Annotated in this window: 20 protein-coding genes, 1 pseudogene, 1 riboswitch and 1 other annotated feature; of the genes and pseudogenes, 15 read left to right on the top strand and 6 right to left on the bottom strand. The window is 39.9% G+C overall.

All coding sequences use genetic code 11. From position 1 onward, the window contains the following. Positions 1-70: 70 nt before the first annotated feature. Together rnpA and rpmH are read right to left on the bottom strand one after the other, a co-directional pair. A complete protein-coding gene (gene rnpA / locus CD039_RS10870; protein WP_002472784.1) occupies positions 71-418 on the bottom strand; it encodes a ribonuclease P protein component in 348 nt (115 codons plus the stop codon). A gap of 312 nt (positions 419-730) precedes the next feature. Then, the gene (gene rpmH / locus CD039_RS10865) at positions 731-868 is read right to left on the bottom strand and encodes a 50S ribosomal protein L34 (protein ID WP_000240855.1); all 138 of its coding nucleotides are present in this window, start codon (positions 866-868) and stop codon (positions 731-733) included. A gap of 741 nt (positions 869-1,609) precedes the next feature. On the opposite strand from rpmH, the gene dnaA reads away from it, so the two are divergent. From dnaA to CD039_RS10830, 7 genes are all read left to right on the top strand, one after another. Then, the gene (gene dnaA / locus CD039_RS10860) at positions 1,610-2,968 is read left to right on the top strand and encodes a chromosomal replication initiator protein DnaA (protein ID WP_103372330.1); all 1,359 of its coding nucleotides are present in this window, start codon (positions 1,610-1,612) and stop codon (positions 2,966-2,968) included. 232 nt (positions 2,969-3,200) lie between these two features. Further along, complete coding sequence (gene dnaN, locus CD039_RS10855) at positions 3,201-4,334, top strand: DNA polymerase III subunit beta (protein ID WP_088606534.1); 1,134 nt, start codon at positions 3,201-3,203, stop codon at positions 4,332-4,334. Between the two features lie 475 nt (positions 4,335-4,809). After that, positions 4,810-5,043, top strand: coding sequence for a S4 domain-containing protein YaaA (gene yaaA, locus CD039_RS10850; RefSeq protein WP_103372329.1), 234 nt, complete (start codon positions 4,810-4,812; stop codon positions 5,041-5,043). Continuing rightward, positions 5,040-6,155 carry a DNA replication/repair protein RecF gene (recF, locus tag CD039_RS10845; protein WP_103372328.1) on the top strand — a complete coding sequence of 372 codons (1,116 nt, stop codon included), beginning with the start codon at positions 5,040-5,042 and terminating at the stop codon, positions 6,153-6,155. The genes yaaA and recF overlap by 4 nt, the downstream gene beginning before the upstream one ends. A gap of 12 nt (positions 6,156-6,167) precedes the next feature. Beyond that, positions 6,168-8,105, top strand: a complete 1,938-nt coding sequence (gene gyrB / locus CD039_RS10840; RefSeq protein ID WP_186303068.1) for a DNA topoisomerase (ATP-hydrolyzing) subunit B — start codon at positions 6,168-6,170, stop codon at positions 8,103-8,105. A 35-nt stretch (positions 8,106-8,140) separates the two neighbouring features. Beyond that, positions 8,141-10,810 carry a DNA gyrase subunit A gene (gene gyrA, locus CD039_RS10835; RefSeq protein ID WP_103372326.1) on the top strand — a complete coding sequence of 890 codons (2,670 nt, stop codon included), beginning with the start codon at positions 8,141-8,143 and terminating at the stop codon, positions 10,808-10,810. A 207-nt stretch (positions 10,811-11,017) separates the two neighbouring features. After that, positions 11,018-11,353 (top strand): hypothetical protein, encoded by a 336-nt coding sequence (locus CD039_RS10830; RefSeq protein WP_103372325.1) that lies wholly within the window; start codon positions 11,018-11,020, stop codon positions 11,351-11,353. Positions 11,354-11,447: 94 nt separating this feature from the next. Here CD039_RS10830 and CD039_RS10825 read toward each other — a convergent pair. Both CD039_RS10825 and CD039_RS10820 read right to left on the bottom strand, forming a co-directional pair. Further along, positions 11,448-12,068: pseudogene (locus CD039_RS10825) on the bottom strand (LysE/ArgO family amino acid transporter). Positions 12,069-12,289: 221 nt separating this feature from the next. Next, positions 12,290-13,105 (bottom strand): NAD(P)H-hydrate dehydratase, encoded by an 816-nt coding sequence (locus CD039_RS10820; protein WP_049410130.1) that lies wholly within the window; start codon positions 13,103-13,105, stop codon positions 12,290-12,292. Positions 13,106-13,402: 297 nt separating this feature from the next. Here CD039_RS10820 and hutH point away from each other — a divergent pair, with 297 nt between their 5' ends. From hutH to CD039_RS10780, 8 genes are all read left to right on the top strand, one after another. Further along, positions 13,403-14,914: a histidine ammonia-lyase gene (gene hutH / locus CD039_RS10815; protein ID WP_103372324.1), complete on the top strand. Its 1,512-nt coding sequence runs from the start codon at positions 13,403-13,405 to the stop codon at positions 14,912-14,914. Between the two features lie 85 nt (positions 14,915-14,999). Then, positions 15,000-15,205 (top strand) — a binding site (T-box leader). A gap of 59 nt (positions 15,206-15,264) precedes the next feature. After that, positions 15,265-16,548: a serine--tRNA ligase gene (serS, locus tag CD039_RS10810; protein WP_103372323.1), complete on the top strand. Its 1,284-nt coding sequence runs from the start codon at positions 15,265-15,267 to the stop codon at positions 16,546-16,548. Between the two features lie 400 nt (positions 16,549-16,948). Beyond that, positions 16,949-17,049, top strand: a riboswitch (SAM riboswitch). A gap of 100 nt (positions 17,050-17,149) precedes the next feature. Further along, the gene (gene metX / locus CD039_RS10805; protein ID WP_103372322.1) at positions 17,150-18,112 is read left to right on the top strand and encodes a homoserine O-acetyltransferase MetX; all 963 of its coding nucleotides are present in this window, start codon (positions 17,150-17,152) and stop codon (positions 18,110-18,112) included. Positions 18,113-18,250: 138 nt separating this feature from the next. After that, the gene (locus CD039_RS10800) at positions 18,251-19,186 is read left to right on the top strand and encodes a DUF2232 domain-containing protein (protein WP_103372321.1); all 936 of its coding nucleotides are present in this window, start codon (positions 18,251-18,253) and stop codon (positions 19,184-19,186) included. A gap of 14 nt (positions 19,187-19,200) precedes the next feature. Next, positions 19,201-21,168 carry a DHH family phosphoesterase gene (locus tag CD039_RS10795; protein ID WP_103372320.1) on the top strand — a complete coding sequence of 656 codons (1,968 nt, stop codon included), beginning with the start codon at positions 19,201-19,203 and terminating at the stop codon, positions 21,166-21,168. After that, entirely contained in the window at positions 21,165-21,614 is a 450-nt protein-coding gene (gene rplI, locus CD039_RS10790; RefSeq protein ID WP_103372319.1) for a 50S ribosomal protein L9, read from the top strand. Before CD039_RS10795 ends, rplI begins: the two co-directional genes overlap by 4 nt. Positions 21,615-21,646: 32 nt before the next feature. Beyond that, positions 21,647-23,047 carry a replicative DNA helicase gene (gene dnaB / locus CD039_RS10785; protein ID WP_103372318.1) on the top strand — a complete coding sequence of 467 codons (1,401 nt, stop codon included), beginning with the start codon at positions 21,647-21,649 and terminating at the stop codon, positions 23,045-23,047. 294 nt (positions 23,048-23,341) lie between these two features. Beyond that, complete coding sequence (locus tag CD039_RS10780; protein WP_103372317.1) at positions 23,342-24,625, top strand: adenylosuccinate synthase; 1,284 nt, start codon at positions 23,342-23,344, stop codon at positions 24,623-24,625. Positions 24,626-24,887: 262 nt separating this feature from the next. On the opposite strand, the gene CD039_RS10775 is transcribed toward CD039_RS10780, so the two are convergent. Together CD039_RS10775 and CD039_RS10770 are read right to left on the bottom strand one after the other, a co-directional pair. Then, on the bottom strand, positions 24,888-25,364 hold the full coding sequence (locus CD039_RS10775) for a hypothetical protein (protein ID WP_103372316.1): 477 nt from the start codon (positions 25,362-25,364) through the stop codon (positions 24,888-24,890). A gap of 109 nt (positions 25,365-25,473) precedes the next feature. After that, complete coding sequence (locus tag CD039_RS10770) at positions 25,474-26,136, bottom strand: LPXTG cell wall anchor domain-containing protein (RefSeq protein ID WP_103372315.1); 663 nt, start codon at positions 26,134-26,136, stop codon at positions 25,474-25,476. Positions 26,137-26,362 lie beyond the last annotated feature (226 nt).

Genomic DNA, 26,362 nt, shown 5'->3' with positions numbered 1-26,362 from the left:
ATTACATCACAGGTAGGACTGCCGTTTGTCTGAAGTTAGTGTGCGGGTGGTCTAAATCTCCCCTACCCTCTTACTTTATCTTCTTGTTAAACACTTTAGCTATTTTAAGTACGTGTTCAAGACTACTTTGTATTTCTAATGTCGTCATACGCTTAGAGGGTTGTCTAGCGATAACGATAAGATCTATAGGGATAATATCATCTTTATGTACCTTGAAGTTCTCACGAATCGCACGCTTAATACGATTACGTTGCACGGCATTGCCTAACTTCTTTGAAACGCTGATGCCAAGTCTAAAGTGTTCAAGCGAAGCATCTTTGCGTGTATAAACGACAAATTGACGGTTGGCAACTGACTTACCACGTCGATAGATATTTTGAAAGTCTTTATTCCTTTTTATCCGATATGCTTTTTCCATCAAGCTTCACCGTTTCTCTCTTCTGACTAAGTATTTTCTCACTCTAATTATTACCGTGAGAATCTGATTATCTAATTATACTATAGGATAAGTTGTCATTGATAATTAATTATAGAGAGTGAGACAGAAATCTATATGATTTTGCAGTTTCACTCATATAAATGTTATTAGGTTGAATCTGAGATGATTTTATTTTTTTATGTTAGGACTCTCGCTCCAACCTCGTTAAGCTTTCTTGCCTTTTATAAAAGTCCGATAAAGAGCTACTTTAATCAAAAAAAAGACCACTGATAAGTCAGTGATCCATCAGTCTTATGCTGATAATACTTTGCGGCCTTTACGACGACGGCGCGCTAAGACTTTACGTCCGTTTTTAGTGCTCATGCGTTTTCTGAAACCATGAACTTTACTGTGTTTACGTTTATTTGGTTGATAAGTACGTTTGACCATTCAAATACACCTCCGTATGTGATTCCAATACCTACTTTGCTATAGATATTTGTAATAAGCTCTTAAGCGTTTATGTCTTGATTTAATCTTAATGAATTCCATCTATAATTCAAGCAACTACTACAATATAACAAATTGCATTTTATAAAGCAAGTAGATTTTTAGTCGTTCTATCGCAACATCGCATCTTAATTACTCTTTCTAAATGTCGTTATATCTGCTGTTTTTCCTGCATTTTTTACTTATTTACCACTGAATACAGCTTGTTCGTTTCCAACTATTTGTGTAACGTCAGCTTTCGAAAACTAACGAACTGTAGCACTTTGTACTATAACAGTTTTATACATAAATGATGAATCGCTTGCAAATTATTTCCCAAAATTCATTTCACGAGCACTGAAGTTATCCACTTTATACACAACACGCCTCTAACAATTTGTGGATAATACTTGTGTTATACACAGATTTTTCCAGTATTTATGGAACTATTCACAGGCATTTGACAGTTGTGATTGTGAAAAAGTATAATTATGTGGATAAGTCATCTAAAGTATTGATACACCTAGAATCATTTACTAGAATTATACTCAAATTCCTTGTGAGTAACTTAGAAACTGAGAAAAGTTATCCACTGATTGTGATTAAGTTGTGGATAATTGTTCACAGGTGTGATTTTCTCAAATTATATCTTGTGAGTTTTGTGTATAACTTAAAAATAACAAGAAAATGGAGTTAGTGATTATGTCAGAACAAGAAATTTGGGAGAAAGTCCTTTCCATGATTGAGGAAGATGTGGCTGCTACATCTTTTAATACCTTTTTTAAAGATACCCAACTCGAAAAGCTGACCCCAGAAGAGGCCATTATAGTGACTGACGATGAATTCGTCGCGAACTGGCTAGGTCAGAAATATACAGAAGTTGTACAAAACGTGCTATATCAAGCATTAGAAGTGGATGTAAAGCCTACATTCTACTCAGAAGATCAGTACGAAAAATTGAAAGCTAACGAAGGTCCTGCTAGTCCGACTCCTCAGAAAGAAACAGCACATAGTGTAGACGAGGCTTCAATTGGTAAAGAACAATTTAATGATCACAATACATTCGAAACCTTTGTCATCGGTCCAGGAAACCGCTTCCCACATGCCGCAAGTCTAGCTGTAGCTGAAGCACCAGCTGAAGCCTACAATCCACTCTTTATCTATGGAGGCGTTGGTTTAGGCAAGACTCATTTGATGCAAGCGATTGGTCACAATGTATTGGAAACAAATCCCGAGATGAAAGTGCTTTACACTTCAAGTGAGAAGTTTACCAACGAATTTATCCAATCAATTCGTCAGAACGAATCTGACAAGTTTCGTGAAAAATACCGTAACATCGATATTCTGTTAATTGACGACATCCAATTTATTCAGAATAAAGAACAAACCCAAGAGGAGTTCTTCCATACTTTTAATGAACTCCATCAAGCCAATAAACAAATTGTCATCTCCAGTGATCGACCACCGAAAGAAATTTCGAAACTCGAAGACCGCTTGCGTTCACGTTTCGAGTGGGGTCTCATCGTTGATATAACACCACCAGACTACGAAACACGAATGGCTATTTTGCAGAAGAAGACGGAAGAAGAGAACTTAGATATTCCTACTGAAGCACTCACGTATATCGCAAATCAAATTCAAACCAACATCAGAGAACTTGAAGGCGCGCTCAACAGGGTAAATGCTTTCTCTAAACTGCAGAACGAACCTATCACGACTGAGCTTACCGCGACGGCATTGAAAGATCTCATCTCTACACCTAAGACGAAGAAGATTACGATTCAAGATATTCAGAAAGTAGTTGGAGATTATTACAGCGTGCGCATCGAGGACTTCAGTGCGAAGAAACGTACGAAATCTATTGCTTATCCTCGACAAATCGCGATGTATCTATCACGTGAGTTAACTGATTTCTCTTTACCTAAAATTGGGGAAGAATTCGGCGGGCGTGATCATACGACAGTAATTCATGCACACGATAAGATTGCTAAAGATATGCAAGACGATCCGACTTTTAAACAAGAAGTAGAAAATCTAGAAAAAGAAGTACGTAATTTATAATAATTAGGCAATAACAAGAGGATAATCTAAAGTAGTGAGAGGATAACCATAAAATATGAAATGTGGATATTGTGGACAAGATGTACACACTACACACATGTTATCCACATGTGAATAACGTTGTCACGCAAGACTTGCCTTAAGTTATCCACTAATTCACAGTGCCTACTACTATGACTACGAATTTAAAACCTATATAATTATTATAAACGACTGGAAGGAGTTAAGAATAATTATGGAATTCTCTATCAGACGCGATTACTTTATTAATCAACTCAATGACACACTTAAAGCAATTTCGCCTAGAACTACATTACCTATACTGACAGGTATCAAGATTGATGCTAAAGATGACGAAGTGATTCTTACAGGCTCTGATTCTGAAATCTCAATTGAAATCACAATCCCTAAACAAGTGGATGGAGAGGAAATTGTAAATATTTCAGAAGCCGGATCTGTCGTACTTCCTGGTCGTTTCTTCGTAGATATCGTTAAGAAATTACCAGGTAAAGATGTGAAATTATCAACTAACGAACAGTTCCAAACTTTAATAACTTCTGGTCATTCGGAATTTAATTTAAGTGGATTAGATCCAGATCAATATCCATTGTTACCACAAGTTTCTCGTGATGACGCCATTCAAATTCCTGTTAAAGTGTTGAAAAACGTAATAGCACAAACGAATTTCGCAGTGTCTACCTCAGAAACACGCCCAGTACTTACAGGTGTCAACTGGCTTATACAAGATAATGAATTAATATGCACTGCTACCGATTCACACCGCTTAGCTGTGAGAAAGTTAGCATTAGAAGACGAATCTGAAGATAAGAATGTCATCATTCCTGGTAAAGCTTTAGCTGAATTGAACAAGATTGTTTCTGACAGCGATGATACAATCGACATCTTCTTCGCATCTAACCAAGTTCTCTTCCGCGTGGGTCACATCAACTTTATTTCACGTTTATTGGAAGGCCATTATCCAGATACATCTCGCTTGTTCCCAGAGAACTACGAGATTAAATTAGGTTTAAACAATGGCGAGTTCTATCATGCAATTGATCGTGCTTCACTTCTTGCTCGTGAAGGTGGCAACAACGTCATCAAATTGAGCACAGGCAATCAAATCGTTGAGCTTTCATCAACTTCACCTGAAATTGGTACTGTGAAAGAGGAAGTAGAAGCAAATGATGTTGAAGGCGGCAATTTAAAGATATCTTTCAACTCTAAATACATGATGGACGCACTTAAAGCGATTGATAACGACGAAGTAGAGGTCGAATTCTTCGGTACGATGAAGCCATTTATCTTGAAACCGAAAGATGATGACTCCGTAACACAATTGATCTTGCCAATCAGAACTTACTAGGCATGTTACCATTTCAAATGAGCTTATCGAGGTTAGGACGAGTTTCAATGCTCGTTCTTGCCTCTTTTTGTTTGAGTTAAAAGTAAAAATTGCATTTCTCACGTGTATATGAGTGAGCAGGTAAAATTAGAAAGATACTAAGATTAGAGACAAATGGGTGAAGTATAGTTTGAAAATCATTTGAGAGCTTATTCAGCCTTTTAATTTAAGCTGAGAAATATCTCCAGGATAAATCTATCTTGAAAGATAAGTTGGCTCTAAATACCCCTTTAAAATTCAATATAGGTTATTTTCTCATTTTCAACCCACATAATTTAGCTAAAAAGTAGTTAGTGAAACCGAAAAAATGAACGCAGTGTAGCAAATTTCTATGATTTTCGTGAAACTTCGTTGATTTTACGCCGTCTAGGGCATGAAATTTTGAGTGAAAAAAGGTATAATATAATAAGTGACTACAAGGAATGGAGTGATTGATTTGGTAGAGACAGTAGTCGTTGATAACGAGATTACATTAGGTCAATTTTTAAAGAATGAAGCCATCATTGAATCAGGTGGCCAAGCAAAGTGGTTCTTACAAGATTTCGAAGTCTTGCTCAACGGTGAACGTGAAACACGCCGAGGTAAGAAATTGGCGCACCAAGATCGCATTGATATACCTGAAATTCCAGAAATTGACTCATTCATCATTTCTTATCAAGGTGAAGAATGAAATTAAATACACTCCAGCTTGAAAACTACCGTAATTACGAGTCAATCTATCTTGACTGTCACCCCGAGGTGAATATTCTCATCGGTGAGAATGCGCAAGGAAAGACGAATTTGTTGGAATCCATCTACGTCTTAGCGCTTGCGAAGAGTCACCGTACGTCCAACGACAAAGAGCTTATTCGCTTCAAGAGTGACTATGCTAAGATAGAGGGAGGATTAAGTTATCGTCATGGGAAAATGCCGCTGACGATGTTGATTACGAAGAAGGGCAAGCAAGTTAAAGTCAATCACTTAGAACAAAGTAAACTTACGCAATATGTTGGTCATTTGAACGTCGTGCTCTTTGCACCTGAGGATTTGAGCATCGTGAAAGGTGCACCTCAAATTCGCAGACGCTTTATCGATATGGAACTCGGTCAAATTTCAGCAGTGTACCTCAACGATTTAGCGCAGTACCAACGTATTCTTAAACAAAAAAATAATTATCTTAAACAGCTTCAATACGGAGATAAGACAGACAGCACTATGCTGGAAGTCTTAAATCAACAGTTTGCTGAATATGCGCTTAAAGTTACCTTGCGGAGAGCGCATTTTATTAACGAACTCGAAGCGTTGGCTCAACCCATCCACTCAGGTATTACGGATGAGCGTGAACGACTGAATTTGAAATATCTCCCTAGCTTGAAGTTGAACGACTTGTCGAAAGATCAATCCGTCTTGCTCGAAGAAGTGTTAGAGACGCTCGATAAAAATATGGAACGTGAGAAAGAACGCGGCGTTTGTTTGTTCGGTCCACATCGAGATGATTTAGGGTTTAACGTCAATGATATGGACGCGCAAACGTATGGCTCTCAAGGGCAACAACGGACGACAGCTTTATCCATTAAGTTGGCAGAAATTGAACTGATGAAACAAGAGGTCGGCGAATATCCTATTCTCTTACTTGATGACGTGTTAAGTGAACTCGACGATTCACGACAATCGCATTTATTAAGCACGATTCAACATAAAGTTCAAACCTTTGTGACGACAACATCAGTAGACGGTATTGATCATGAAATTATGAGTAATGCTAAATTATATCGCATCAATCAAGGCGAAATTACTAAGTAACAGAAAGTGAAGGTGGAAGCATTGTCAGATGTGAACAACACGGAAAATTATGGTGCTGGTCAGATTCAAGTATTAGAAGGACTTGAAGCGGTTCGTAAACGACCAGGTATGTATATCGGATCTACTTCAGAAAAGGGTTTGCATCACCTTGTTTGGGAAATTGTCGATAACAGTATCGACGAAGCTTTAGCGGGCTATGCAGATACGATTGAGGTCATTATTGAGAAAGATAACTGGATACGTATCACTGATAATGGACGTGGTATCCCTGTAGATACACAAGAGAAGATGGGTAGACCTGCAGTCGAAGTTATCCTCACAGTGCTTCACGCCGGCGGTAAATTTGGTGGCGGCGGCTACAAAGTATCTGGTGGTTTACATGGTGTTGGCTCTTCTGTCGTAAACGCTTTATCTGAAAGATTAGAAGTTTACGTACATAGAGACAATAAGATTTATCACCAAGCATACGAACGTGGCGTCCCTCAGTTTGATCTAGAAGTTGTGGGTGAAACAGACGACGATAATACAGGTACTGAAATCCGTTTTAAAGCAGATCCAGAAATCTTCACTGAAACGACAGTTTATGACTATGAAACGCTTCAACAGCGTATTAAAGAGTTAGCATTCTTAAATAAAGGCATCTCTATTACACTTCGCGATGAAAGAGATGAAGACGAAGTGAGAGAGGACAATTATCACTATGAAGGTGGTATCAAGTCCTACGTAGAGATGTTGAATGAGAATAAGGAACCTCTACATGATGAGCCTATCTACATTCATCAAACGAAAGAAGATATCGAAGTAGAAATTGCATTGCAATACAATAGTGGCTTTGCGACGAATCTTCTTACTTATGCCAACAATATTCACACATACGAAGGCGGTACACACGAAGAAGGCTTTAAACGTGCGCTTTCACGTATCTTAAATAGCTATGGTCTTCAAAGTAAGATTATCAAAGATGATAAAGACAAGCTTTCTGGTGAAGATACACGAGAAGGTTTAACAGCTGTTGTCTCAATTAAACACGGTGATCCTCAATTCGAAGGACAAACGAAGACGAAGTTAGGTAACTCTGAAGTACGTCAAATTGTGGATAAATTATTCTCTGAACAATTTGAGCGTTTCCTTTACGAGAACCCTCAAGTCGGTCGTGTCATTGTAGATAAAGGGATTATGGCTTCAAGAGCACGTGTGGCAGCGAAGAAAGCACGTGAAGTGACACGTCGTAAATCTGCTCTAGAAGTTTCAAGTTTACCAGGTAAACTCGCAGACTGTTCTAGTAAAAATCCTGACGAAAGTGAAATCTTTATCGTCGAAGGTGACTCTGCCGGGGGGTCTACGAAAGAAGGTCGTGACTCAGCGACACAAGCAATTCTCCCACTAAGAGGTAAGATTCTTAACGTTGAGAAATCTCGACTTGATCGCATATTGAATAACAACGAAATTCGTTCAATGATCACAGCATTTGGTACAGGTATCGGTGGCGAATTTGAATTGAGCAAGGCACGTTATCATAAGATTATTATTATGACCGATGCCGATGTAGACGGTGCGCACATCCGTACCCTCTTACTCACATTCTTCTATCGCTACATGAGACCGTTGATTGAAGCGGGCTATGTTTATATCGCCCAACCACCTTTATACAAACTCACACAAGGTAAAGAGAAGTATTATGTCTTTAATGATCGCGAGCTCGATAATCTCAAAGCAGAATTGAATCCAACACCTAAGTGGTCTATCTCACGTTACAAAGGTTTAGGTGAAATGAACGCGGATCAGTTATGGGAGACAACGATGAACCCTGAGAATCGCTCAATGCTTCAAGTTACGCTCGATGATGCGATTGATGCAGACCAAACTTTCGAGATGTTAATGGGCGACGTGGTAGAGAACCGCAGACAGTTCATCGAAGATAATGCTGTATACGCTAACTTAGATTTCTAGAACCATGAATTGAAATGTTGAAGGAGGGCACCTTGATGTCTGAAATACCGGAATCAAGAATTAATGAACGTAATATTACCAGTGAAATGCGGGAATCGTTCTTAGACTACGCGATGAGTGTCATCGTATCACGTGCGTTGCCAGACGTACGTGATGGTCTTAAACCAGTACATCGACGTATCTTATACGGGTTAAATGAACAAGGTATGACACCTGACAAGCCATACAAGAAGTCCGCACGTATCGTTGGGGACGTAATGGGTAAATACCACCCACACGGTGACTCATCTATCTATGAAGCGATGGTGAGAATGGCACAGAATTTCAGTTATCGCTACCCGTTAGTAGACGGTCAAGGTAACTTCGGTTCAATGGACGGCGATGGCGCAGCTGCCATGCGTTATACTGAAGCGAAGATGACTAAGATCACGCTCGAAATGTTACGTGATATCAACAAAGACACGATTGATTTTATCGATAACTATGACGGTACTGAAAGAGAGCCGGTAGTCTTACCGTCTCGTTTCCCTAACTTACTCGTTAATGGCGCAAGTGGTATCGCTGTAGGGATGGCAACGAACATTCCGCCTCACAACCTCACGGAAGTGATTAACGGGGTCTTAAGTTTAAGCCACAATCCCGACATCACTGTAGCTGAACTCATGGAAGACATTCAAGGTCCAGACTTCCCTACTGCAGGTTTGATCATGGGTAAAAGTGGTATCCGACGTGCTTATGAAACGGGCCGAGGTTCTATTCAAATGCGTGCACGAGCTGAAATCGAAGAACGCGGTGGTGGTCGTCAACGTATCGTCGTTACAGAAGTGCCTTATCAAGTCAACAAGGCACGTATGATTGAGAAGATCGCTGAATTAGCACGTGATAAAAAAGTCGATGGCATTACGGATTTACGTGACGAAACAAGTTTACGTACAGGCGTGCGTGTCGTTATCGATATCCGTAAAGATGCCAATGCTAATGTTATCTTAAACAATCTATACAAATTAACACCGCTTCAAACATCATTTGGTGTTAATACCATTGCGTTAGTGAATGGTCGACCTAAGCTCATCAACTTGAAAGAAGCTTTAGTTGAATATCTAGAACATCAAAAAGTTGTAGTTCGACGTCGTACTGAATACAACTTACGTAAAGCTCAAGATCGTGCACATATCCTTGAAGGATTACGAATTGCGCTCGACCATATCGATGAAATCATCAGCATTATCCGTGAATCAGAAACAGATAAGATTGCGATGGCAAGCTTGCAAGAGCGTTTCAAACTATCTGATAGACAAGCGCAAGCGATTCTCGATATGCGTTTACGTCGTCTCACAGGTTTAGAACGCGACAAAGTCGAATCTGAGTACAACGAGTTAGTTCAATACATCAAAGAGTTGAAAGAAATACTTGCTGACGATGAATTGTTACTACAAATTGTGCGTGACGAACTTATCGAAATTCGTGACCGTTATGGCGATGAACGTAGAACAGAAATTCAGTTAGGTAACATCGACAGTATCGAAGATGAAGACCTTATTCCTGAAGAACAAATTGTCATTACGTTAAGTCATAATAACTACATTAAACGTCTACCTGTGTCTACATACCGTGCGCAACATCGCGGTGGTCGTGGTGTACAAGGTATGAACACATTAGAAGAAGATTTCGTCAGCCAACTCGTGACGTTAAGTACACATGACCATGTGCTCTTCTTCACTAATAAAGGGCGCGTTTACAAACTGAAAGGTTATGAAGTACCGGAACTCTCCCGTCAGTCTAAAGGTATTCCAGTCATCAACGCAATTGAGCTAGACAATGATGAGAGCATTAGTACGATGATTGCAGTGAAAGACTTAACGACGGAAGATCACTTCTTAGTCTTTGCGACAAAGAGAGGTATCGTGAAACGTTCAGCGTTGAGTAACTTCTCTCATATCAATAAGAACGGTAAGATTGCGATTAGCTTCAAAGAAGATGATGAATTGATTGCAGTACGTTTAACAGATGGCACAGAAGACATTCTCATCGGTACAGCACACGCATCGCTAATCCGTTTTCAAGAAAGTGGTTTACGTCCACTCGGTCGTAATGCTGCAGGTGTGAAAGGTATCTCCTTGCGTGAGAATGACGAGGTCGTAGGCCTAGATGTGGCTCACGAGAATAGTGAGGACGAAGTACTAGTTGTTACTGAAAAAGGCTTCGGTAAACGTACGCCAGTTAGCGATTATCGTCTTTCTAATCGCGGTGGTATGGGTATCAAGACTGCGACAATCACAGAGCGTAATGGTAACATCGTATGTATTACGACTGTGACAGGTGATGAAGATATTATGGTTGTCACTAACCACGGTGTAATTATCCGTATGGAAGCACAAGATATTTCTCAAAATGGCCGTGCAGCTCAAGGTGTGAAACTCATCCGTCTTGGTGAGAACCAACATGTTGCTACGGTAGCTAAAGTAAATGAGGAAGAAGCGGAAGATACTGACAGTGAAGAAACACCTTCCAACGGCGAAAGTTCTGAGCAACAAGAACAAGTCATTGAAGGTGATGCACCTGGCAAAGCAATCCATACAGAAGTTGAGGACTCAGCTGAGACAGACACTACTGACTCAAGTGATGAACCAGAAGAATTACGTCAAGACTTTATGGATCGTGTGAATGAAGATATTCAAAATGACGATGATTCGACTGAAGAATAATTAAAGAATAACGTGAGATTTAGACTCCTTGCATGTGCAGGGGGTCTTATTTTTTACAAAAAACGCTATTATTTTACATAAATATTACTAAAATAAAACAAAATTATTTCAAAAAGATTACAAAATGTATTTTAATTCTTTTCCAATTATGATAACTTTATTTTTGAAGAAGCTTCTTCCATAAAAAATTGAGGAGGACTAACATTTATGAAATTGGTTTCAAAAGTATTAGGCTCTACAATTTTAACTGGAGCCGTATTATTTACAGGCATGCAAGCAGGTCAGGCTAATGCAGAGGAAGAACATTATTCACAAGTGACGAAAGATAATGCACCAGAGATTATTAAATACTATGCTGGAGAAAACAAACGTATCAGTACATCGGACAAAGGAGATTATATTGAAGCTTCAGCGATTAATAGCAATACAACTGCCACTCATTATCGCTTGTATAAAGATGGAACGTTGAGAGTTTCAAATAACGGAGCAGGAGCACCTCCATTTAAAAAAATTGGTAAATTCCCTTTAAAGAATAATCAATAACATATAAATAGAGCGTAAAGGCCATACAGGAGCTTAGGTTTAAGGCATTCACACCACAACCTATGTATTTCACCTTTACGCTCTGTTTCATATTCTAACCAAAGAGAATATGCCAAATATTTTTTAAGATAATCAAGCTGACGACGAAGACGATTACACTGGAGACTTTGTTCAACATAACGATGTATTTACCGGTCTTATCGACTGTGCCGAGCAGCTTACCTAAGACGGCCAGCAAGACGAACCAGAATCATGAAACAAAGATGGTCGCAAGTGCGAAACCGAGTTTCTCTCCACCATCATAAATGGAAGCACTCGTCCCTATCACACCCACTGTATCCATAATTGCGTGAGGATTTAAGAGTGAGACAGACAAGGCAAATCCAATTTGCTTCTTCGGCTTCATCGGTTCAATGTGTTCTAACTGAGGCGGTTGTTCTTTCCATAATGACCACGCCATGTAAATCAGAAAGACGAACCCGATCAGATAGATGACAAGTTGAAGTATAGGTAGAGAAATTAGTACTAATGAGACACCGAGTATCGCGATAACGATAAGAAAGGTATCACATAGTCCAGCCGTGATAATCACTGGTAAGGCTCTACGCAACTTAGGTTGATTCGCCCCCTGGTTAAAGACAAACACATTCTGCGCGCCTAATGGGAGGATAAGTCCCAAAGCGAGTAATATACCGTGTGTAATTGCTTGTATCATGAAGTTGTTTCCTTTCTGAGTTATTCATTTAAGTTATATAGAGGTATATTATATTAGTTCTGAAAATTCGGCAAATATTAATGGGATTTTCCTTGCTTAGTAAAATAAAATCGCCCAACTTAAATTGAAGTCATGAAGTTCTTTCACTTCTTCAACTTAATTGGACGATCCCGCTTATATATTTATCTTTTTAAAAAAGTTTATCCCTACGAAAGCCCCACTTAAGACTCTTCTAATTCTTTCATCGTATATGGAATTTGATTGATAATCTGCGTAGGAGGCACGACGTACATTGATTTTGATAAGTTCTCGCCGATATAGCTGTGAAGGTACGTTGCACTTTTAACCGCTTCCTCTAAATCATCAAACTGACCGACGAAACTTGTGATAATACCAGCAAGCGTATCACCCATGCCACCTGTCGCCATGGCTGGAGTACCAATATCTAATTTATACGTATCGTTCTTGAAATAAAGTTCAGTTCCATGCTGTTTCAACACAATTGTCGCACCTAAGTTCTGTGCGGCTTCCAAATTACGTTCAGGTGTTTGATCAGCAATTTCGATACCACTTAAACGTTCCCACTCTTTCTGATGAGGTGTGAAGACGATGCGACAATTAGGAAGCTGCGGTTTCAATTTACTGAAGATTGTAATCGCATCTCCATCAATGACGAGTGTTTGATGCTCTTGAATGTTCTGAAGTAAGAACGTAATTGCATTGTTACCTTTAAAGTCACAGCCGAGACCAGGACCAATAAGGATACAATCTACGCTTTCAATGTGTTGCGTAAGTGCTTTAGTGTCGTTAATATCAATAACCATCGCTTCTGGACAGCGAGAATGTAGTGCTGCGTGGTTATTCGGATGTGTGGCTACTGTGATCAGTCCGCTTCCGCTATACACACAGGCTGTCGCAGCCATCATAATTGCACCACCCATATTAGAGTTTCCACCGATGAGTAGAATTCTGCCATAGTCCCCTTTATGTGTCTCTGGATTACGACGTGGAATAGTAGGTGTTGTTAAAGTTTGCATATTGGCAACCTCCCTTTGACTTCAAGTCACGAAATATATCTTTGCTCTGTGACATTACTGTCGATTGATTCGTTAATCTTCTAAATACAATAGAACATACTATACCTCGTATTCTTGTTCGTCAATAGAAATGAGTAAAAATAATGGCGGCTATAACCCTGATTCTCATCACACCTCCTTTATTCTGTTAATATGCTAATTCAATACCATATTACGGACTTCGTGATAAGCATTGTCGCAATCGGTATGTAAGCGTATACTTTTAAAGAAATAGAGAATATAAAGGGAGATGGGATAATGACTTTACAATTAAATGGTGAACAACTGACGATTCGAGACATTCAACGCTTTCTAGCTCACAACGACACAGTCGAAATCACAGACCAAGCATTATCACGTGTGAAAGACAGTCGTGCCACAGTGGAGCGCATCATTCGAGATAAAGAGACGATTTACGGCATAACTACTGGCTTTGGTTTATTTAGTGATGTGCGTATCGATGACAAGCAGTACAATCAATTACAAGTCAATCTGATTCGTTCTCACGCATGTGGTGTAGGTGAACCGTTCGCAGACAACGTAGCGTTAGTTATGATGGTCTTACGCTTAAACACGTTGTTGAAGGGTCATTCAGGCGTGACAGTTGGGCTGATTGATCAACTCATCTACTTTATTAATCACCGCATCGTACCGGTCATTCCACAACAAGGGTCTCTTGGTGCTTCAGGAGATTTAGCACCGCTTTCACATTTAGCGTTAGCACTGATTGGCGAAGGCAAAGTCGTTTATCAAGGGGAAGTGCGTGATAGTAAAGATGTGTTACAAGAGCTAGGACGTGAACCACATACACTTCAAGCGAAGGAAGGCTTAGCGTTAATCAACGGTACGCAAGCGATGACAGCACAAGGCGTGATTTCGTATATCGAAGCGGAAGATTTAGGTTATCAAGCTGAATGGATTGCGGCGTTAACACATCAATCTCTTAACGGGATTACAGATGCTTACAATGAGCAAGTTCACAAAGCACGTAATTATCAAGAACAAATCGATGTTGCTGAACGTATGAGAGATTGGTTAGCAGGCTCTCAATTGACGACACGTCAAGCTGAGTTACGTGTACAAGATGCGTATACTTTACGTTGTATTCCACAAATTCACGGTGCGAGCTTCCAAGTGTTCAATTATGTGAAAGAGAAACTTGAATTTGAGATGAATGCGGCAAATGACAATCCTTTAATCTTTGACGAAGATGACGAAACACTCGTGATTTCTGGCGGTAACTTCCACGGTCAGCCTGTTGCTTTTGCGCTTGATTTCTTAAAAATCGGTGTGTCAGAGTTGGCAAATGTGGCAGAACGTCGCCTTGAGCGATTGGTGAATCCACAACTTAACCATGGTATGCCCGCGTTCTTAAGTCCGGAACCAGGTCTTCAAAGTGGTGCGATGATTATGCAGTATGCTGCTGCGAGTCTCGTGTCTGAGAATAAAACGTTAGCGCATCCAGCAAGCGTAGACTCCATTCCGTCTTCCGCTAACCAAGAAGACCACGTATCTATGGGAACGATTGCATCTCGTCACGGCTATCAAATTGTGGAAAATGCCCGTCGAGTACTTGCAATCGAATGTATTATTGCGCTACAAGCAGTCGAACATCAAGGTGTTGAAAAATTATCGCCGCGCACTTTAGCGAAGTACGAAGCGTTACGTAGCATCGTGCCTTCAATTACTGAAGATCGTCAGTTCCATAAAGATATTGAAGCGGTCGCACAATATCTACGTGATGATGCTTATAGCAGTGATGAACAATAAGTTTAGAAATTTGCCATTTTAAATAAATAGCTTATACTGTCTTGAAAATTTTTAAACAATTTGCTATATTTAAGATAATTCAAATATCACTATTGTTCGTAGGCTAAGTAGTATTAATGTGATGATTTCAGAGAGCTTGTGGTTGGTGCGAACAGGCAATGATCCTTAATATGAATCTACCTACAGATGTGAACAATCGGCAATTACCGTTATTTAAGTGAGAGCGCAGTCTTAATTTATCAAATTAAGCTGTTAAATAGGGTGGCAACGCGTAGAGACCACGTCCCTTGTCGGGGATGTGGTCTTTTTTATGCGCTTTAACCTAAATATATTTCAAAGGAGATAGACAGATGTTAGATATTCGATTATTCCGTACAGAACCAGACATGGTCAAAGATAAGATTGCGAAGCGTGGTATGGATTCATCAGTTGTGGACAAAGTCCTAGAACTAGATGAAAAACGCCGTGACTACATCAGCAAGACTGAGGAAATGAAAGCAGAGCGTAACCGCGTTAGTGGTGAAATTCCTGAGAAGAAACGCAACAAAGAAGATGCGGATGACGTTATTAAAGAAATGCGTGAATTAGGTGACAAGATTAAAGAAATCGATACATCACTTAATGACGTAGACCAAGAATTACATGACACGTTAGCTGGCATTCCAAACTTAATCCATGATGATGTCCCAGAAGGCGAATCTGACGAAGACAACGTTGAACTTAAACGTTGGGGTACGCCAAGAGAATTTGATTTCGAGGCGAAACCACACTGGGATTTAGTTGAAGAATTGAAGATGGCTGACTTCGACCGTGCAGCGAAAGTTTCAGGTGCACGTTTCGTCTTCTTAACTGGCGACGGTGCATTATTAGAACGTGCGTTGATGAACTACATGATTACGAAACATACGACACAACAAGGCTATACTGAAATGATGGCACCACAACTTGTCAACGCTGATTCAATGTACGGTACAGGTCAACTTCCTAAATTCGAAGAAGATTTATTTAAAGTTGAAAAAGAAGGACTTTACACAATCCCAACTGCAGAAGTACCATTCACAAACTTCTATCGCAATGAAATTCTTAATAAAGATCAACTTCCTGCTTTATTCACAGGACAAACAGCTTGTTTCAGAAGTGAAGCTGGATCTGCAGGCCGTGACACTCGTGGTTTAATCCGTCTTCACCAGTTCGATAAGGTAGAAATGGTACGTTACGAGAAACCAGAAGATTCTTGGGATGCGCTTGAAGAGTTAACTCAGAATGCGGAATCAATCCTTGAAGAACTTGAATTACCATATCGTCGTGTGAACTTATGTACAGGCGACATTGGTTTCGGCGCAAGCAAGACATACGACCTTGAAGTATGGTTACCAAGCTACAATGAGTACAAGGAAATCAGCTCTTGCTCTAACGTGACAGATTTCCAAGCGCGTCGTGCAAACATCCGCTTCAAACGTGATAAAGATGCGAAACCAGAATTTGTGCATACATTAAACGGTAGTGGTCTTGCTGTAGGTCGTACATTTGCAGCAATTGTTGAGAACTACCAAAACGAAGATGGTTCAATTACAATTCCTGAAGCGCTTGTACCTTACATGGGCGGTAAGACTAAGATTACGTTAGATAAATAATCAACGACTTAATGAGTTACAAGTTAAGATAAAATATATTGAAACGGCAATTCTCATTAATTGTGGAATTGCCGTTTTCTATTGGAAAGAAAAGTTATTTCAGTAAAATATTTAATACTGTGAATGCTGAAGAGATAGTCGATGTAGATATTTAGTCTTAGCACCTGAAAGTATTGTATGACTACAGTGGCAGGAGAATGAGGGAACAACACTAACACTTCCGTCAGTCTTACTTCAGACAAACGTCAGACTTACCCCTTGTAACTAAGCGTCCTACTCTAAGATGTAGTGAGCTAGATAACGCAATAAGAATTCATAACGATACAATAACTGTTGTAATTATCGGAATATTCGATTAGAATTAACTTTAATCTAATCACGAAACGCTAATCAAATAATGAACTTATTGAGAGAAGTGGAGGGATTTGGCCCTATGAAACTTCAGCAACCGGCTTTATCAGTACGGTGCTACAACCAACGATGCAACTCGAGTAATAAGGTGATGTGAGTCTCTTACTTTTGGTCGAGTAGGAGACTTTTTTTATAAAGCAGAGTAGGGGAGGGGTAGCGATAAGTTCATTAACAAGGAGGTATACAGCAAATGAAATATATTGTAGACACACTCGAATTAGGCAACTTTTATACAGAATCTGGGGAACTAATTGAGAATTTAAAACTACGTTATGAACATGTAGGGTATCAAGGCCAACCACTTGTACTCGTTTGTCATGCGTTGACAGGGAACCATCTGACGTATGGTACAGATGACGAACCGGGATGGTGGCGTGAAATTATTGATGGGGGCTATTTGCCGATTCATGATTACCAGTTTCTGACATTTAATGTCATCGGAAGTCCATTTGGTTCGAGTTCACCGCTCAACGATCCTAAATTTCCTCAACGTCTGACGTTGCGTGATATTGTCCGAGCGATTGAAAGTGGAGTGAAAGCACTAGGGTTTGAGCGTATCGCTATCCTCATCGGTGGTTCTCTAGGTGGTATGCAAGTCCAGGAACTGCTCTACAATCGCCAGTTTCAAGTTGAGAAAGCTGTAATTCTCGCTGCGACAGATAAGACTTCATCTTATAGTCGCGCGTTTAACGATATTGCACGACAAACTATTCACATAGGCGGAAAGGAAGGGTTGAGTATTGCACGCCAACTCGGTTTCTTAACTTATCGGTCTTCAAAGAGTTACGAAGCGCGTTTTACACCTGAACAAGTAGTGTCTTATCAACATCATCAAGGTGACAAGTTTAAAGAAAGTTTTGACGTGGCTTGTTATAAAAGGTTGCTTGATGTGCTTGATAGCCACAATCTCGACCGCGATCGTACCGACGTGGCGGAAGTCTTAGCTCAGTTAGATACTAAAGTTCTGACACTCGGCTTTACCGATGATCTAATTTATCCAGATGATCAAGTTCGAGCGATGGGGTCACGCTTCCAATATCATCGTCACTTCTTCGTACCCGATAACGTGGGGCATGATGGATTTTTACTCAACTTTAACGATTGGGCACCTAATTTATATCATTTTTTGAAAAAGTCTAAAGTTCGACGTTAAAACACGTAACACATAGGAAGAATGGGTATGCATGAAATAGGGAAGACACGTTCATGCCTTAATTGACAATAATTGTATAAACCTTTCAAAGAGGTTAAAATAGGCATTATAGTCAAATTGAGTATAGGAGTGGCAAATTTGTTTTCTAAAGTTAACCCTAAAGCGACAATACTAGGGATTATCGCCTTTATTATTGTAGCTTTAGTTACATATTTTATGCCCTGGATAGGTTATGTGTTGTGTTTCTTTGCAACCATTCCTGGTATCGTCTTGTGGCATAAATCGAAAGAAAGTTTCGGGATAGCTGCATTAATTACAGTTATTCTCACGACGCTCTTTACCAACTTAGCCACATTAAGTGCTATTGTAGTGGTCTTGCTCACAAGTTTCGTCATTGGGCAATTATTAAAAGAGCGTGCAACGAAAGAACGCATCTTCTATGTTACGACGACATATTTAAGTTTATTCAGTTTAATTGCACTACTCATCTTACAGGCAACGCATCGCTTACCAGTTGGGAGTACTTTAGTGCAACCGATGAAATCAGTCTTAAATTATCTACAACCGTCTGATATACAACAATATGGTAGCAATGTCATAGAAAGTTACAATCAATTAGTAGATAATTTAACAAATAAAGCGTTGATGGAATTTCCAAGTTATATTATCGTCACTATCTTTGTTATCGTCTTATTTAATTTATTAATCACTTTCCCAATCTTACGTAAGTTTAAAGTGGCGACGCCTATCTTTAGACCGTTATATGCTTGGCAAATGCCACGGTTTATCTTAATTGTTTATATCATTACGATTGTCTGTCTTCTGTTCACTTCAAATAGTGAACCATCTACGTTCCAAAGTATCGTATTGAACTTTCAAGTTGTGTTATCATTATGTATGTATATTCAGGGATTAAGTGTAATTCATTTCTTTGGTAAAGCGAAAAGTATGCCGTTAGCCGTGACAATACTACTCATGGTTATCGGAACGCTCATATCTGCAATGGCGCCAATTGTAGTCTTAATAGGTATGGTAGATATGATGTTGAACTTAAAAGCGCGCATTAAAAAATGATTTGAGGTGGAACAATGAACCGGCAATCCACTAAGCAAGCGTTAATCTTGCCGTTTGTCTTAATGTTGCTGACGGGTATTGCTATCGTCATCGCGTGGTTTGTGATCAATCAAATCTTCGCGACTGTATTGGCTATCATACTCGTCGTTATGGCAATCGTCTCGATTATTCTAATACGTAAAGCTTTAAATAAGATGGATCATTATGTCGATGACTTAAGTGGACATATTTCAGCTGGCAGTAACACTGCAATTAAAGAGCTGCCCATCGGCATGATTATCCTAGATGACAATGAGAATATTGAATGGATGAACAAATTCATGTCTGAACGTGCTGAACGCAACGTGATTTCAGACCCAGTTAATGAGGTTTATCCAAACATTTTAAAACAGCTGGAAAAGACACAAGAAATAGAAATTGAAGATAATGGCTACCATTATCGCGTACGTTATGCAGAAGAGGAAGGTGTGCTGTACTTCTTCGATATCACGGAAGAAGTGAAGACAAATGAACTCTATGAAGAGTCTAAACCGATTATTGCGACGCTCTTCCTCGACAACTATGACGAAATCACACAAAATATGAACGATACTCAACGTTCTGAAATCAACTCGATGGTGACACGCGTCATCAGTCGTTGGGCTTCAGAATATAATATCTATTTCAAACGTTATAGCTCAGACCAGTTTGTGGCTTACTTGAACCAACGTATCTTAAATGAAGTTGAAGATAGTAACTTTGATATCTTAAGTCAATTACGTGAGAAGAGTGTAGGTTACCGTGCCCAGCTCACACTAAGTATCGGAGTAGGGGAAGGCTCAGAGAATCTCATTGATCTTGGTGAGCTTTCACAATCTGGACTAGACTTAGCGCTCGGTCGTGGCGGTGACCAAGTTGCCATCAAACACATCAACGGTAATGTCCGCTTCTACGGCGGTAAGACTGACCCGATGGAGAAACGTACACGTGTGCGAGCTCGTGTCATTTCTCATGCGTTGAAAGATATCTTGATGGAAGGCGACAAAGTCATCGTTATGGGGCATAAGCGCCCGGACTTAGATGCCATTGGTGCTGCTATTGGTGTGACGCGCTTTGCGATGATGAATAACTTGGACGCCTACGTAGTGCTTAATGATTCAGATATCGATCCAACATTGCGACGTGTGATGAACGCGGTCGATGAGAAACCTGAATTGAAAGAACGTTTTATCACATCCGATGAAGCATGGGATATCATGACTTCTAAGACGACGCTCGTAGTGGTAGATACGCATAAACCTGAGATGGTCTTAGATGAAAATATCTTGAATAAATCTAATCGTAAAGTTGTCATTGACCATCATCGTCGTGGCGAAAGCTTTATTTCCAGTCCGTTGTTGGTTTACATGGAACCGTACGCCAGCTCTACTGCAGAGCTCGTCACAGAGTTACTAGAGTATCAACCGACAGAACAACGCTTAACACGACTTGAGTCCACAGTGATGTTTGCGGGTATCATCGTCGATACGCGTAACTTCACATTGCGGACAGGCTCACGAACTTTCGATGCAGCAAGTTATCTCCGTGCACATGGTGCGGATACGATCTTAACGCAACACTTCTTGAAGGATGATATCGATACGTACATCAACCGAACTGAATTGATTCGCACGGTTGAACTTCAAGATCATGGCGTAGCGATTGCCCATGGTCCAGACGACAAGATCTATCATCCCGTTACTGTTGCACAAGCAGCAGATGAGTTGTTAAGTTTAGATGGTGTAGAAGCCTCATATGTTGTAGCACGACGTGAAGATAATCTTATCGGAATGTCAGCGCGATCTCTTGGTGCTATCAACGTTCAGTTAACGATGGAAGCATTAGGCGGTGGCGGACATTTAACGAATGCTGCTACACAGTTGAAAGACTTAACTGTCGAAGAAGCAATTGAACAATTACAACAGGCAATAACAGAACAAATGAGTAGGAGTGAAGACGCATGAAAGTAATATTCACACAAGATGTTAAAGGTAAAGGTAAGAAAGGCGAAGTTAAAGACGTACCAGTAGGTTACGCTAACAACTTCCTTTTTAAAAAGAACTTAGCAGTAGAAGCAAATAGTGGTAATTTGAAACAGCTTCAACAACAAAATAAACGTGCAGAACAAGAAAGACAGAAAGAAATTGACGATGCGAAAGAACTTAAATCACGTCTTGAAGACATCGAAGTTGAAGTAAGTGCGAAGACAGGTGAAGGCGGTAAGTTATTCGGTTCAATCAGTACGAAACAAATCGCTCAAGCCCTTAAAGATCAACACGATATCAAAATTGATAAACGTAAGATGGATTTACCACACGGCATTCACGCTTTAGGTTATACGAATGTACCAGTGAAACTTGATAAAGAAGTTGAAGGTACAATTCGCGTACACACAGTAGAACAGAACTAATTCAAAGTAATGAGATATGAGGTGGAGAACGAATGGACGGAATGTACGAACGCAATCAAATGCCGCATAGTAATGAAGCGGAACAATCTGTATTAGGTGCCATTTTCCTCGATCCAGAACTCATGAACTCAACTCAGGAAGTCTTACTTCCTGAGTCATTTTATAGAAGTGCCCATCAACATATCTTTAGAGCGATGATGCACATCCATGAGGAAAGCAAGAATATCGACAGTGTGACGCTCATGGATCAACTCTCTCAAGATGGTCGGCTTAGTGAAGCGGGTGGACCTCAATATCTCGCGGAACTTGCGAACAATGTGCCTACGACGCGAAATATTCAATACTATACTGACATCGTCTTAAAGCTAGCGACGAAGCGGAAGCTCATCCAAGTTGCAGAAAGTATCGCCAATGATGGTTATAATAGTGAAATCGAATTAGACGAGGTCCTCAATGATGCTGAGCGGCGGATACTTGAAATCTCTTCGTCACGCGAAAGCGAAGGATTTAAAGATATCGTCACTGTGCTCGGTGAAGTCTATGAGAATACTGAATTGCTCGATCAGAATAGTGGTCAGACACCCGGTATTCCTACAGGTTATCGCGATTTAGATAACATGACGGCAGGCTTTAACCGCAATGATCTCATCATTATTGCTGCTCGACCTTCCGTGGGTAAGACTGCCTTCGCTCTTAATATCGCGCAAAAGGTGGCCACGCACGAAGATGGCTTTACCGTAGGCATCTTCTCTCTAGAGATGGGTGCGGATCAACTCGTCACACGTATGATTTGTAGTACAGGAAATGTCGATTCCAACCGCTTACGTACAGGTATGATGGAAGAAGAGGATTGGAATCGTTTCACTACGTCTGTCGGTAAACTCTCGCATACGAAATTATTTATCGATGACACGCCAGGTATTCGGGTGTCAGATGTCCGTTCCAAGTGTCGTCGTTTGAAACAAGAACATGGCTTAGATATGGTCGTAATTGACTATCTCCAATTGCTACAAGGTAGTGGCTCACGGTTCTCTGATAATCGCCAACAAGAAGTCTCAGAAATCTCTCGAACACTTAAAGCGATTGCCAGAGAGCTTGAATGTCCTGTGATTGCCTTGAGTCAGCTTTCTCGTGGTGTAGAACAACGTCAGGATAAACGTCCGATGATGAGTGATATTCGTGAGTCAGGTTCCATCGAGCAAGACGCCGACATCGTTGCCTTCCTTTACCGTGACGACTATTACGAGCGTGCAGGTGAAGATGATGAGGACGATAGTGACATGGGCATGGAACCGCAAGTGAATGACGATAATGGTGAGATTGAAATTATTATCGCGAAGCAACGTAACGGCCCAACAGGTACCGTGAAACTGCATTTCATGAAACAGTACAACAAATTTACTGATATTGATTATGCGCATGCAGATATGTGATCAAAATAAATAATCGAAGTTTTTAAACCGTATGATTTTAACTTATTAGTTAACTTTGTACGGTTTTTGGTCATTTAAAAGTAATTTAAATTAATAGAAGTACGGTTAACGTTTTAACTTAAATCGTTGTTCAAACGTTGATGTCATCGCTTTTATAAACTATAGATCAATTACAACACCCGCCTTTAACGTTTCCTGACAACTTTGAAATAATGTTCGATTTTTATTTGCAATCTCCAGGTGATATTGGTAAAATACTCTATGGTAAATTGAGAAAAACTTGGAGGTGCTCATATGTCATCAATTGTAGTAGTTGGGACACAATGGGGAGACGAAGGTAAAGGAAAGATTACAGATTTCTTAGCAGAACAAGCAGATGTGATCACACGTTTTTCAGGTGGTAATAACGCAGGTCACACAATCAAATTTAGCGGTGAAACTTATAAATTACACCTCGTACCATCAGGTATTTTCTACAAAGATAAGCTCGCAGTGATAGGTAATGGCGTCGTAGTAGACCCAGTAGCACTTTTAAAAGAGTTAGACGCGTTAAATGAACGTGGCGTATCTACTGACAACTTACGCATCTCAAATCGTGCGCAAGTCATCTTGCCATATCATTTGAAACAAGACGAGTACGAAGAAGAACGTCGTGGCGACAACAAGATTGGTACGACGAAGAAAGGTATCGGCCCTGCATACGTGGATAAAGCACAGCGTATCGGTATTCGCATGGCTGACCTATTAAACAAAGAATCCTTTAAACAACGTCTACAAGATAATATTGAATATAAAGATGCGTATTTCAAAGGTATGTTCAATAAACCATGCCCAACATTTGATGAGATATTTGAGACATATTATGAAGCAGGACAACGCTTAGCACCATACGTTACAGACACTGCGAAAGTATTAGACGATGCATTCGTAGCAGATGAGAAAGTATTATTCGAAGGTGCCCAAGGTGTCATGCTCGATATTGACCATGGTACATATCCATTCGTTACATCAAGTAACCCAGTTGCAGGTAACGTGACAGTAGGTGGCGGTGTAGGCCCTACCTTCGTATCTAAAGTCATCGGTGTATGTAAGTCTTATACATCACGCGTAGGCGATGGCCCATTCCCAACAGAACTCTTTGATGATGACGGTCATCACATTCGCGAAGTCGGTCGTGAATACGGTACAACGACAGGTCGTCCTAGACGTGTCGGTTGGTTCGACTCAGTTGTCGTACGACATGCGCGTCGTGTGAGCGGTATTACAGACCTCTCAATCAACTCAATTGATGTGCTCACAGGTTTAGATACTGTGAAGATTTGTACGGCATATGAGTTGGATGGCGAAACAATCACTGAATATCCAGCGAACTTAGACGAAGTGAAACGTTGTAAACCTGTTTACGAAGAACTTCCAGGTTGGGACGAAGATATTACAGGTTGCCGTTCTTTAGACGAACTTCCTGACAATGCACGTCGCTACTTAGAACGCATTTCTGAAATTTGCGGTGTGGATATCTCAATCTTCTCTGTAGGTCCAGATCGTAGTCAAACAAACTTATTATCTAACTTATGGTAAGACGAGTTAGGTCGAGGCTTCCGGTGTCATACATCGGAGGTCTTTTTTTGATGCTGTAGTTGTGAGGCTCGTGAAGAGACGATAGGTAAAAGTGAGACGAGGTTATGCATAAGTAAAAGCAACCCCTTTGAGAAGAGTGTACATGCGTGTCAGGTGACTGTGCCGTTCATTTGTTGTGCATGTCCTTTTCTTCTAAGGAGTTGCTTAATGATCGAATACGGTGATAATAGTGATGTATATGATGAGATTTTAATTGTCTGAACTAATTTGATTCCTTTTTATCAAAGAATTGATTCAAATCTGTCTTATCTGTATCGTGAGCGAGTGCTTCTTCAATAGAATTCTGCGCGATCAGTAATTTATTTTTCTCGAAAAATGGTACAGAAATTGCATAATCGTTACCTGCTCTTTGAATGATTAATGTTGTTAACATGCCACTTCCAAAGATCAGTGCACCGATAATGAAGAAGATGAGTGCACCAAAGAATGAAGTGCCTAAGCGTGATAATGCAATGAGCATAATCAATATTCCGATAATCATTGGAAAGATTTTATATTTACTTGAAAGTTTCGTAGAGCTAATATTCTTCAACGGCATCGTTTCTGCATCGCGTCCCGCTGGAAAGATACCGAGAATCGCATTAGCCGTGTTTACTTTCACGAATCTAGAGTCTACGGCTACGCTACCTTTCACCCAGAAGAACAGGATTGAAAGGGCGAATTCCACCTTTTTATTCATGAATAATCCTCCTCTAAACGTATTTAGTCTTATGATAGCGAATCAGGTACGACAATATACGTCGCTTGAGATGTGAATTAAATTTTTCTTTGTACAATGAGGAGGAAGATTATTGACGTACGAAACGTCTCATAGCAAGTACACTAATACCAAATATCATCGCAAGTGCGCCTAAAGCAACACTATTAGAAGATTGACCAGTGTTAGGTAATGTTTGAGCTTGTTGTACATCACTTTGATTTGATTGTTTTACATTTTGAGCTTGTGCTTGTTGCTCATTATTTTGGTTGAATTGCATTGAATTTTGTTGTGAAACGTTGCTAGGATTAGTTTGGTTTTGTTGTGTGTTACCTTGGTTGTGTTGCGCTTTTGTAGAGTCTTGTTGTTGATTTGTATCATTTTTACTATCATTAGTCGCATTTGAATCAGCGCTTGAGAAGTGATAGTTACCTACTTTATGGTAAGGGTTAGACTCCACGCCACCATCTCTATATTCAACGAGACCATCCTTATGCACGCGATAAGCACCTGCACCTACGTTAGATTTATTACCAATTTCAACTTGATAATAATCGCCGCTACTTTTTGGCTTGAAGAAATTCTGTTTTGAAGGATCCATTCCGTTATCCTTAGCTACTTCTTTCGCGATGTTCTCTGCGTTACTTGCATCAACAGAACTGTAACTTTCTGCATATGCTTGAGATGTACCAATTCCTCCAAATAATACTGCTCCACTGAGCACAATTCCTGAAGTTATTCCTAATTTTTTCATAATAAATTCCTCCCATATGTGAATTTATTTCTATATTAGCGAATAAGGTATGACATGATATGTCATTTAAACCTTAAATTATATTTTTGTTGATGAAATATTTTGACTTATTAATAGGTGAAAATAAATTGGAGGAACTTTCTAGAAAATGTAGTGAGGTTACTTTTGTAAAAGAAGAGAGAATATAAGGTAATTGAGGAGTTGCTATAAGAAGACTAATATAATG

This window comes from Staphylococcus argensis (genome assembly GCF_002902305.1).
Taxonomy (GTDB): domain Bacteria; phylum Bacillota; class Bacilli; order Staphylococcales; family Staphylococcaceae; genus Staphylococcus; species Staphylococcus argensis.
Note: the sequence above shows the minus strand (reverse complement) of the source record. Positions and strands in the feature narration are given on the sequence as shown.

What these genes read in the sequence shown, in the direction of transcription:
- metX (WP_103372322.1), top strand. Translation starts at nt 17,150, where the DNA reads ATGAAATATATTGTAGACACACTCGAATTAGGCAACTTTTATACAGAA.
- CD039_RS10775 (WP_103372316.1), bottom strand. Translation starts at nt 25,364, where the DNA reads ATGAATAAAAAGGTGGAATTCGCCCTTTCAATCCTGTTCTTCTGGGTG.
- serS (WP_103372323.1), top strand. Translation starts at nt 15,265, where the DNA reads ATGTTAGATATTCGATTATTCCGTACAGAACCAGACATGGTCAAAGAT.
- rnpA (WP_002472784.1), bottom strand. Translation starts at nt 418, where the DNA reads ATGGAAAAAGCATATCGGATAAAAAGGAATAAAGACTTTCAAAATATC.
- dnaA (WP_103372330.1), top strand. Translation starts at nt 1,610, where the DNA reads ATGTCAGAACAAGAAATTTGGGAGAAAGTCCTTTCCATGATTGAGGAA.
- CD039_RS10820 (WP_049410130.1), bottom strand. Translation starts at nt 13,105, where the DNA reads ATGCAAACTTTAACAACACCTACTATTCCACGTCGTAATCCAGAGACA.
- dnaB (WP_103372318.1), top strand. Translation starts at nt 21,647, where the DNA reads ATGGACGGAATGTACGAACGCAATCAAATGCCGCATAGTAATGAAGCG.
- CD039_RS10770 (WP_103372315.1), bottom strand. Translation starts at nt 26,136, where the DNA reads ATGAAAAAATTAGGAATAACTTCAGGAATTGTGCTCAGTGGAGCAGTA.
- CD039_RS10830 (WP_103372325.1), top strand. Translation starts at nt 11,018, where the DNA reads ATGAAATTGGTTTCAAAAGTATTAGGCTCTACAATTTTAACTGGAGCC.
- hutH (WP_103372324.1), top strand. Translation starts at nt 13,403, where the DNA reads ATGACTTTACAATTAAATGGTGAACAACTGACGATTCGAGACATTCAA.
- recF (WP_103372328.1), top strand. Translation starts at nt 5,040, where the DNA reads ATGAAATTAAATACACTCCAGCTTGAAAACTACCGTAATTACGAGTCA.
- CD039_RS10795 (WP_103372320.1), top strand. Translation starts at nt 19,201, where the DNA reads ATGAACCGGCAATCCACTAAGCAAGCGTTAATCTTGCCGTTTGTCTTA.
- rpmH (WP_000240855.1), bottom strand. Translation starts at nt 868, where the DNA reads ATGGTCAAACGTACTTATCAACCAAATAAACGTAAACACAGTAAAGTT.
- gyrA (WP_103372326.1), top strand. Translation starts at nt 8,141, where the DNA reads ATGTCTGAAATACCGGAATCAAGAATTAATGAACGTAATATTACCAGT.
- rplI (WP_103372319.1), top strand. Translation starts at nt 21,165, where the DNA reads ATGAAAGTAATATTCACACAAGATGTTAAAGGTAAAGGTAAGAAAGGC.
- CD039_RS10780 (WP_103372317.1), top strand. Translation starts at nt 23,342, where the DNA reads ATGTCATCAATTGTAGTAGTTGGGACACAATGGGGAGACGAAGGTAAA.